This window comes from Coriobacteriia bacterium (genome assembly GCA_034370385.1).
Lineage (GTDB): Bacteria > Actinomycetota > Coriobacteriia > Anaerosomatales > PHET01 > JAXMKZ01.
In genome coordinates this window covers 141,684-151,208 of record JAXMKZ010000030.1, presented here as the reverse complement: position 1 = coordinate 151,208, position 9,525 = coordinate 141,684, and the positions used below count along the sequence as shown (strand labels likewise).

The 9,525-nt window shown below is 64.3% G+C and carries 8 protein-coding genes; 5 read left to right on the top strand and 3 right to left on the bottom strand.

Annotated elements, in window-relative coordinates:
* Positions 1–1,345 (bottom strand): IS1182 family transposase (locus U1E26_07500; protein MDZ4169486.1); only part of this gene is annotated, 1,345 nt, incomplete at its 3' end.
* 341 nt (positions 1,346–1,686) lie between these two features.
* Between U1E26_07500 and U1E26_07495 the strand changes: the two genes are divergently transcribed.
* Together U1E26_07495 and heR are read left to right on the top strand one after the other, a co-directional pair.
* On the top strand, positions 1,687–1,824 hold the full coding sequence (locus U1E26_07495) for a hypothetical protein (GenBank protein ID MDZ4169485.1): 138 nt from the start codon (positions 1,687–1,689) through the stop codon (positions 1,822–1,824).
* Positions 1,825–1,932: 108 nt separating this feature from the next.
* Positions 1,933–2,694, top strand: coding sequence for a heliorhodopsin HeR (heR, locus tag U1E26_07490; protein MDZ4169484.1), 762 nt, complete (start codon positions 1,933–1,935; stop codon positions 2,692–2,694).
* Between the two features lie 199 nt (positions 2,695–2,893).
* Here the strand turns inward: heR and U1E26_07485 are convergent, their stop codons facing one another.
* Entirely contained in the window at positions 2,894–3,721 is an 828-nt protein-coding gene (locus U1E26_07485; GenBank protein MDZ4169483.1) for a sugar phosphate isomerase/epimerase family protein, read from the bottom strand.
* A gap of 261 nt (positions 3,722–3,982) precedes the next feature.
* Here U1E26_07485 and U1E26_07480 point away from each other — a divergent pair, with 261 nt between their 5' ends.
* Together U1E26_07480 and U1E26_07475 are read left to right on the top strand one after the other, a co-directional pair.
* Complete coding sequence (locus U1E26_07480) at positions 3,983–6,190, top strand: acetate--CoA ligase family protein (protein MDZ4169482.1); 2,208 nt, start codon at positions 3,983–3,985, stop codon at positions 6,188–6,190.
* A 66-nt stretch (positions 6,191–6,256) separates the two neighbouring features.
* Entirely contained in the window at positions 6,257–7,297 is a 1,041-nt protein-coding gene (locus U1E26_07475; GenBank protein ID MDZ4169481.1) for a GGDEF domain-containing protein, read from the top strand.
* Positions 7,298–7,308: 11 nt separating this feature from the next.
* Here U1E26_07475 and U1E26_07470 read toward each other — a convergent pair whose 3' ends face one another.
* Positions 7,309–8,421, bottom strand: a complete 1,113-nt coding sequence (locus tag U1E26_07470; protein ID MDZ4169480.1) for a PAS domain S-box protein — start codon at positions 8,419–8,421, stop codon at positions 7,309–7,311.
* A 129-nt stretch (positions 8,422–8,550) separates the two neighbouring features.
* On the opposite strand from U1E26_07470, the gene U1E26_07465 reads away from it, so the two are divergent.
* Positions 8,551–9,450: a diacylglycerol kinase family protein gene (locus U1E26_07465; GenBank protein ID MDZ4169479.1), complete on the top strand. Its 900-nt coding sequence runs from the start codon at positions 8,551–8,553 to the stop codon at positions 9,448–9,450.
* Positions 9,451–9,525 lie beyond the last annotated feature (75 nt).

Genomic DNA, 9,525 nt, shown 5'->3' with positions numbered 1-9,525 from the left:
AGGTGAGCGCGAAAGCCAACTTCTTGATGTTCTGGGCCGCTGCGGTCAGCAGGCACTGCTCTGAGACCCGCTCGATCCCCCGCATCCTGCAGTATCTGAGTCCGTGGAGCTCCTTGGCATCTGCGAAGGAGCGCTCGACCGTCTCTCTTCTTCGCGCATAGATCCTCGACCCGATATCGCTTCTCGTGAAGTCCAAGCAACGGTCTTTGGCGTCCTCCCAGACATGCCGGCGGATCGTGCGTTCGCGCTGAGCGGGGGTGAGGCAGAGTGCGATCTTCGGGCACCCCTGACAGCGTGACCTCGCTGCCCGGTAGGAGCGGTACCCGTTGCGGTCGGTGGTCGCGTAGGCGAGCACCGCGCCTTGCGGGCAGCGGTAGACGTCAGCGTCGCGGTCGTAGTCGAAGCGGTGCTTGCCCCACACCCCCTTGGGATGCCCGGCCCGTCTTCGCCCGACCGCCGCTTCGATGCCCAGGGCGTCAAGGCCCTTGCAGACGGGGAAGGTGTTGTATCCGGCATCGATGCCGACGGCAGCGACCTCGAAACCGAACTTGTCGATCTGGGTCGTGAGCCTGTCGAGGTACGGCTCGGCGTCGGTGACGTTTCCCGGGGTCACGAACACGTCGGTGATGATGCCCACACGCGTGTCGACGGTCGTGTGGTCGAGGAAGAAGAAGCCCTTGGGCTTGCCGTCGCGGTGCATGAATCCGGCATCCGGGTCGGTCACGGAGCGCTTGATCCTGCGCTCAGGCGACGGCTTGGTCTCGTCGCGATCGAACGGCTTCTTGCCGTGTGCGGCGCGGTCGGCGTCGATGTCGGCGTCGAGATCAGCCAAGTAGTCGGCAACGCTCGCACTCACGTGGTCCTCGGTGTGGCGCCTGCCGTTGGCGTTGGCTTTCAAGTGGGTCGAGTCGGTGAAGAGCACCTCTCCGGAGACGAGCCCGGCGTCGATGGCCTGGATGACGATGCCGTCGAAGATGCGCTGGGCGACGTCGGTGCCGGCAAAACGCCTGCGGCGGTTCTGCCAGATAACCGACGCGTCGAAGACCGGGTCGGTCAGAGACAGGCGCAGAAACCAGCGATACGCCACGTTCACCGCGATCTCTGAGACGAGCCGCCGCTCGCTTCTGATACCGAAGAGGTAGCCGATCAGAAGGGCACGGAACACGATCTCGGGCTCGATGGCGGGACGGCCGTTGTCGGCAGAGTAGTACGGGCGGCAGATCTCGTTGATGAAGGAGAAGTCGACGGCTGTGTCGATGCGGCGTAGCAGATGATCGGGTGGAACGAGTTGTTCGATCGTGACGAACTCGGCGACCGTCTGGCGGTTCGAGTCTGCGGTGAACATCGCGCCTCCCGGAAGAGTGGCATCCACACGAGAAGGCTAGCACAAACTCCCATATATTGCCAGTGAATATGCCGATTCTGTGTGCCGCCCCAGAAGACGGCAAACCCCCGTCGACCCGGAGATCGGCGGGGGTTTGTCAGCAGTCTGAGGCACCCTTTGGGGTGCCTCGTTCTGTTCACCTGCGGAGACTCCGCGAACAGCGTCCGCGAAGCGGGTACAGTCCTGTAGGACCACTCGGAGTAGGAAAGCCGGGCTGCACGGGTACGGGGCGTCCGCGTGCCGGGGCCACTATCACGACAGGTGACTGAAGAGGACTGCAGGGACTCCGCCAGCGACCGATCTTGGACGTGATTGGGCTCTTCGGCAAGGTCGATGTCGCTACTGAGTACAGCATGGCGACGGCCATCCCGATTGTGGTGTTCGGTGGGTACTTCATCGCGACCGCGATCGCAGCACGGCGCATCGCCCTAGAAGGGTAGGATGATGGAAGCCTGAGGGCTGTCTGTCGAGAAGGCGCGGAGGCGGGCTGACGGGGGACCTTCCCCGGTCGATCGCCGGGTCAGGGCACCACGACGAGAGGGGTCTACATGGCAAAGGACGAGGCGAGGTTCAAGCGGCTCAGGATCTACAACGTGGTGATGGGGCTCTTTCATCTGCTGCAGGGGGCGGCCATCGTGGCGCTTCGCGAGCCCTATGACATCCAGGTGACGGCATCGTGGTTGAACCAGCGCCCGGGGCCCCTCGTCTACGGTGCCCCGCAGCCGTACTTCACGTTCGACCTCGGCCTTGGCGTGGCGCTCTTCCTGTTCTTCTCGGCTGCGGCGCACTTCATCATCGCCGGTCCGGCGTACGCCAGGTACGTTGAGGGCCTCAAGCAGAATCACAACTACTTCCGCTGGATCGAGTACGCGTTCAGCTCGTCGCTCATGGTCGTGTTGATCGCGGCGCTTGTCTCGATCACCGATATCGCGGCGCTGATCGGCATCTTCGGCGCCAACATGTCGATGATCCTGTTCGGCTGGCTGATGGAGAAGTACGAACAGCCCGGCAACCCCGACTGGACCGCGTTCGTCTTCGGGTGCGTAGCTGGCATCTTCCCGTGGCTCGCGATCGCCGACTACCTCTGGGGCCCGGGCGCGAGCGACATGACGCCGGGCTTCGTGTACTGGATATTCGCGTCGATGTTCGTGTTCTTCAACAGCTTCGCCCTCAACCAGGTCCTGCAGTACAAGCAGGTGGGCAAGTGGAGGGACTACCTCTTCGGCGAGTCCTCGTACGTGTTCCTGAGCCTGGCTGCCAAGTCGCTGCTGGCCTGGCTTGTCTTCGCGAACGTGCTCATCCCGCAGTAGTTCAAACCTACTTCCGAGAAACGACGCCTGCATCAGGGAAGGCTCTCTGCGGTGGGTCTCCCGCTAGATCGCCAGCCGCAGATTCCTGCCCACCGTCTCGCGCAATCGGTGGGGCACGCCGTGCTCAGCGGCTGCGTGAAGGGACGCGACCTGGGTTCGAGCGCGGTTACAGGCGGGCCCCGCCAGTTCATCGCCCAACCTACGTGACCGGTGCACGGCTCGCGTGGCCTTGCAGCATCGACAGTAGTTTCATTCCATCGTGGTGGGCGCACTTGAGGAAGAGCGCCTCGTCATGGAGCCCCGAGCGCCTCATCTCCGTTTCGAACGTGAGGAACTGGTCGTAGGGGGATTCGGCCACTATGCGCACCAGCTCACCCCAGTCGACCGTGCCGGAGAACAGAGGCCCGTGCTGGTCGGCATCTCCGTCGTTGTCGTGCAGGTGGAGTGAGATGAGGCGCTCCTTCACAGACTCGAGATGCTGCAGGCCCATGCCACCGATGTTTCCGTGGCCCGAGTCGTAGCACAGCCCCAAGAAGTCGGGTCCGTACTCGGAGAACAACGCGCGAATCTCCGTGAAGGTATCGTTCGGACGGTTTTCGACCGCGATCCTGATGGACCTTGCGGTGCAGTAGCCCTCGAGTTCGTCGAGCGATCTCCTGAGTTGGCTCCAGGCGCCGCGATTCGCGGGGCTCATCGGAGGTGTGTGCGCGACGATGACCGAGCCGCCGAGGTTCCTGCCCATCTCGACGCGGTTCTTGATGATCTCGACACCTGCCTGGCGTTGGTACTCGACGGTCGAATACCAGTTCTTCTCGGCTCCCGCGGGGGCGTGAATGTCATACAGCGAGAGCGACAGACGCTTCAGAAGATGCTCGATGTGCCTGATCTCCGGCTCGGTGTAGATGAAGTCGTGTCGCCAGTGGTGAATCCACTGAATGTGCTGGAAGCCTGCCTCCGCGATTCTTGTCAGGGCGGGTTCTGCATTCCCTGTGTCGCCTGCGTAGTCCGTTGCCATCGCGAGTTCCATGCACCCGTCTCCTGCCTCTGGTGGACTTCAGCTTACTCTGAACGCCGGGCGCTCGCGGCGTGGGCATGGTTGCTTTCCCGTGAGGGAGACTCGGTGTCGACGCTCCTCCCTGGCGATGCTTGAGTCGACGTAGCCACTCCCTATACTGCGAGCAGCGGCCCTTCGAACGAGGAGCGTCGTGACAGCGTCTTCGGATAGGGGAGTAGTCGACATGGTGGGACTCTGCTGCAAAGAGCCAACGCGAGCCCGGGTGAACCCGACATGGTGAACGAATCGGCTGGCGCCCAACGCGAGGCAGCCGCGGTCATCGCCGCGGCCGTAGCCCAGGGTCTCAGCGCGCTGGACGAATGGCAGGCGAAAGCACTGCTCGCTAGCTACGGTATCTCCGTTCCCGAGGGTGGCCTCGCGCACGACGAGGACGAGGCGGCAGCAATCGCGCAGCGGCTCGATGGTCCGGTGGTGGTGAAGGCCATCGGAGCCAGCATCGCCCACAAGACCGAGCAGGGGCTTGTCGCCCTTGACCTCCGTGGTGAAGAGGCCGTTCGCACCGCTGCTCGCGATCTTCTGGTGCGCACCGAAGGTCAGGGCGCCGTGCTTCTCGTCGAGCGGATGGTCCGAGGTGCGCGCGAGTTCATGGTCGGCATGAAGCGCGATCCTTCGTACGGCCCGGTCGTCATATTCGGCATCGGAGGAATCTTCGCCGAAGCCCATAGGGACATCGCACTTGGCGTCACGCCGTTGGAGGACCGGGACATCGAAGGCATGCTCGAGGGCATCAGGGCGCGCGTGCTGCTGGACGCATTCCGCGGCATGCCGCCGGTGGATCGCTCCTCGCTGGCCGCAGCGATCCGTGCGCTCGCCCGCATCGCCGAGGACCATCCGGCGGTCAGCGAGATCGACGTGAACCCCCTCATCGTGGACGGCGCGATGCCGGTGGCCGCCGACGCGCTCGTGATCCTCGATTCCGCCGCCGGGGCAGGCGCGTCAGACTCCATCCGACGTGTCACCTCGTGCCCGGACCTGACCCCCTTGTTCGCGCCGCGCGCCGTCACACTCGTCGGCGCCTCGAACGACCCGCTCAAGTGGGGCGGATCCCTCATGCGCAACCTCATCAACGGCGGCTTCGCTGGTCCCATCTACCCCGTGAACGGTCGCGGTGGTGCGGTGTTCGATGTGCCGGCCTTCGGCAGCATCGCTGAACTTCCGCAAGCCCCGGACCTAGCGCTCGTCGCAGTGGGAGCCGCCCACGTCAACGGCGTGATCGAGCAGTGCGGCGAGCGAGGGATTCCCGTAGCGCTTGTCGTGGCCGCGGGCTTCTCGGAGGCCGGAGAGGCAGGGGCCGCCGCGGAGGTGGAACTGATCGAGACCGCACGGAATGCGGGGGTAACGCTGATCGGCCCCAACTGTATGGGCCTGCTCGCGACGCATAGCCGTCTCCATGCCGTGGGCTTCCTGGAGTTGCGGCCGAAACCCGGCGGCCTGAGCATCATCTCGCAGTCCGGCAATATCGGCGTGCAGCTCATAACCCGGGCCGAGCGACGTGGCGTCGGCATCGATAAGTACGTGACGGTCGGCAACCAGGCCAGCACGAGCGCGCTCGATGTGTTGGATGCGCTGGCAGACGACCCGGAGACCGCCGCTGTTCTCGTCTATCTCGAAGAGGTCGGCGACGGCCGCCGCTTCCTCGACGTTCTGCGCCGTATCACGCGCAAGAAGCCCGTCGTGATCCTGCCCGGCGGCATGACGGACTACGGCCGCCGAGCCGCCGCTTCGCACACGGGCGCCATGGCGGGCTCCACTGATGTGTTCCTAGCAGCGACGCGACAGACGGGCTGCCTCGTGCGCACGGGTCCCGACGAGAGCTTGGATCTGGCGCTGTGTCTGTCCGCGCTCCCGCTGCCCGCCGGCCGCCGCGTCGCCGTCATGACTCTTGGCGGAGGGTGGGGCGTACTGGCGGCGGACGAGCTGGCCCGCAACGACCTCGAGCTGGCCGCGCTCGAACCACACGTCCTCGCCGCGCTGGACGAGATCCTGCCCGGCTACTGGTGCCGCAGTAACCCCGTCGATCTCGTTGCGGCGGTCGGCCCGGACCTCGCCGCCAGCACGCTGACGATGCTCGCCGAGAGTCAGGCCGTGGACGCCGTCGTCGTTCTGGGCATCCTGCGCAGCCCGTCCACCGGCTGGACGTCAGATGACCCCGTGGCCGCCGGCGTGCCAGGCGGACCCGGTCGCGGCAACTTCAACCCCGCCGAGATCGCCTTTCTCGAGCGCGTGACGGAGCTCATGGAGAGCACGGGCAAACCGATCATCAACGTTCCGCTTCGACCGATTGAGGCTGCGACCTTCCCGGGTGGCACACGACACGATCCGGTCATCCTCTACTCGCCGGTCGCTGCGGTACGCGCTCTTGCTGGGATGGCCTGGTATGGGGAGTACGTCGCCGCACAGGCCGGTCCTCCATCTTCCTGACACAGGAGTACTCTGTTACCCAGAACCATGGTTGTGCGCATCAGTCGCGGTGAGTGAGGTTGTCGGATGAAGATGACGGCTACGGCGGAGATCGTCCGGCTGTGTCGAGAGATCGACGAGACCGCCCGCGATGTCTACGCGAAGCTGAGTCGGGTGCCCTGTCCCGAGGAGCTCTCGCGTTTCTGGGCGCACATGTCGGAAGAGGAAGCAGAGCACATCCGCTTCTGGGAGCGGGCCGAGCACGCGGGTGACCTCACGACAATCCCTGACCTCGTGGAGGACGCGGATGAGGTGATCGCGGAGCTCGAGAGAACACTGGTTCGGTCGCGTGAGCTCTTGGATCTTATCGGCGAAGACTGCGACGTTGCTGCATCCTTCACTCTGGCGTACCGCATGGAGTTCTACCTGCTCCACCCGGCTTTCGAGCTGCTCTTCCGACTACTCGGACCTTCTGCGGGCGACCCCAATCCTGCGGATGAGTACGAGTGCCACATTTCAGAGTTCATCGATATGCTGCGATCCTACGGCAGCGTCACGCCCGAACTCGAGCTGCTGGGCGAGACGATTCAGAGGCTCTGGCGTGAGAACAAGCGACTGGCGGCGAGCTCGGCTCGGGACGACTTGACGGCAGTTCTTGATCGGCGCGGGTTCTTCGCGCTATCCACACAGCTTGCGCACCTAGCCGCGCGGACCGGCTCTACGCTCGGTGTGATGATGATCGATATCGACCACTTCAAGAGCATCAACGATCAACACGGGCACGTCACGGGCGATCGCGTTCTGAGGGACATCGCCGGGCTCTTGTCCTCACGACTGCGGGCTTCCGACACTGTTGGCCGGTACGGTGGGGATGAGTTCGTCGTTCTTGCCCTACCAGTGATCCACGGCGGCACGTGGGCGATCGCCGAGGCCATACGCAAGGCGGTAGAGGAGGCTTCGACGCATGACATCGCCACGACCGTGAGTATCGGTATCGCCGAAGCTGAACTGGGCAGCGACATCCAGGCGGACTTTCTCAGGCTCATCGAGCGAGCCGATCTCGCCCTGTACGAGGCGAAGCGCAACGGGCGGAACCGAGTCTCTCAACACAAGCCGGTCCTCGACTGACAGGGTCTACTCTAGTGAGTACCATCTTCGTCGCCGTAACGTGCTTCTAGGACCACCCGGGTGCCTGCGGGCGTGGTGGCGAGCAGCACGCGGTCGCACTCCGCGAGCATGATCGTGAAACCCATGCCGAGGGACGTCGTCGTTGAGGAGTAGCCAGGAACCAGTGTCGCCTTCGGAAGGTTCGCAAAGTCGATTCCCGGACCGGCGTCTTCGACTTCGACTTGAAGTACGCAGCCCTTCTTGAGCAGCCGCAGACCCGCGCCGCCTCCGTGGCTCCAAGCGTTGGCCATGGCCTCGCCGGTAGCGAGCACGAGTTCTTCCACGCGGCTTGGGTCGTTGAACTGCGCTGCCAAGGTATCGCCCAGCTGGTGGCGCGCTTCGGAGACGGCTTTGGCGGACCCGATTTCGCCGGCGTTCCACACCTCGTCTCCCAACTCAGAGACGATCTCATCCATTCCCACGAGTACGAGCTTGCCACCGGTCACCGCTGCAACGACTTGCGTGTACGCCTCGCGGATGCCGAGGTCTCGTTGCCGTACTGCCTCCTCGGCGTTGTGACGCTCCGAAACGTCCTCGATGATGCCGAGTACGAACCGTGGAAGCTCGTGGTCGCCCGAGATCAGTGACGCCGTCATCTGTCCCCAAAGAACCGACCCGTCGCCACGGACGTATCGCTTCTCAATCGTGTAATGGTCGCTCTCTCCGCCTACGAGTGCCTCGAAGTACTTCAGGTCGAGAGCCCCGTCCTCTGGATACGAGAGGTCCGTGAACGCCCTGCCGGGGAGTTCGTCGATCTCCTGGCCGAGCATCTCCGCAAGCGCTGGGTTGCACTTGGATATGCGCCCCTCCAAGTCAATCAGCGCGATGCCTACCGCCGAGCGCTCGAAGATGGAGCGGAATAGCGCCTCGCCCTCCTCCTCGACAGCGCCATCAGCCCACGCGGCGTCCTCGGGCTCCCACGATGCTTCTGCGGCCGCCTGCTTGATCTTCGCGTGCCGCTGCTCCGCGCGTGAAGGAGGCGCCGCGGCAACGACCGCGGGCGTCGGGGGGGAGGCCTCAGCGGAACTTGTCTCGATCGAGGCCGCACGGCAATCGTTCGAGGAATGCGATTCGGATTCATCCATTGTGCTAGTGGCTATACCCTGCGGGACTACGCGAGTCACGGACCGGTGGGGTACGAACCTCTACGTACAGGCGAGATACTGCGGTTCATGACGCACGGCGGGTCCGACCGAAGACCGAGAAGGTGCCCAATGCGCATCAAGGTGATCGTCAATCCCGGAGCGGGACAGCCGGAGCCCGTGTTGAGCGTGCTCAACCAGACGCTGGGCGAAGCGGGCATCGAGTGGGATGTCGATGTGACGCACGCCTCCGGTGATGCCTTCGCCGCCGCGCGCCAGGCGGCCGAGCAGTCATACGATCTGGTCGGTGTGTACGGCGGTGACGGCACCATCAAGGAGGTAGCGTCGGCCCTCGCGCAGGGCGGCCCGCCGATGGCGATTCTTCCGGGGGGGACGGGAAACACGCTCGCGGAGGATCTCGGCATACCGGCCGCATTGGTGGATGCCGCCGCGCTCGTGGCCTCAGGCGCGTACGACCTGCGACCTGTCGACATGGGTCGCTCGGGCGACGATTGGTTCATCGTAAGACTCACGATGGGTCTTGAAGTGTCGATTGTCGAAGGAGCGACGCGCGAGCGCAAGGAACGACTCGGCTGGCTCGCATATGCGATGGCGGGCTTGCAGGCCATCAGTGACCCGCCCATCGCGCAGTACAGAATCGACATCGACGGAGAGATCATCGAGGCCGAGGGTATCGCGTGCATCATCGCTAACACGGCGAGCACCGGTGTCATGGGGCTCAAGATCGCCGAGGACGTCGACACGTCCGACGGGATGCTTGACGTCATCGTCATCGAGCATGCCGACTTCTTTGCGATGGCCGCGAGTGCCGCTGAGGCAGCGGTCGGCCAAGAGGCTAAGAGCGTCCGTCACTGGCGTGGAAAGGGCATTCGCGTCACGGCGGAACCTCCGCAGTCTGTTGTATCCGACGGAGAGTGCGGGGGAGAGACTCCGGTCGATGCCACGGTGGTTCCAGGCGCGATCAAGGTTGTCGTTCCGTGCGAGACCCGGTCCGCCTTGCAGAATCAATAGGGCTCAGGTCAACTCCACGCACGGGTCGGCGCTCTGATGAAGTCCCACGCGTTGCGGTCGGCGCAGGCCCAGCGA

Coding starts and splice junctions, on each gene's coding strand:
- U1E26_07480 (MDZ4169482.1), top strand. CDS start 3,983: ATGGTGAACGAATCGGCTGGCGCCCAACGCGAGGCAGCCGCGGTCATC.
- U1E26_07465 (MDZ4169479.1), top strand. CDS start 8,551: ATGCGCATCAAGGTGATCGTCAATCCCGGAGCGGGACAGCCGGAGCCC.
- heR (MDZ4169484.1), top strand. CDS start 1,933: ATGGCAAAGGACGAGGCGAGGTTCAAGCGGCTCAGGATCTACAACGTG.
- U1E26_07485 (MDZ4169483.1), bottom strand. CDS start 3,721: ATGGAACTCGCGATGGCAACGGACTACGCAGGCGACACAGGGAATGCA.
- U1E26_07470 (MDZ4169480.1), bottom strand. CDS start 8,421: ATGGATGAATCCGAATCGCATTCCTCGAACGATTGCCGTGCGGCCTCG.
- U1E26_07475 (MDZ4169481.1), top strand. CDS start 6,257: ATGAAGATGACGGCTACGGCGGAGATCGTCCGGCTGTGTCGAGAGATC.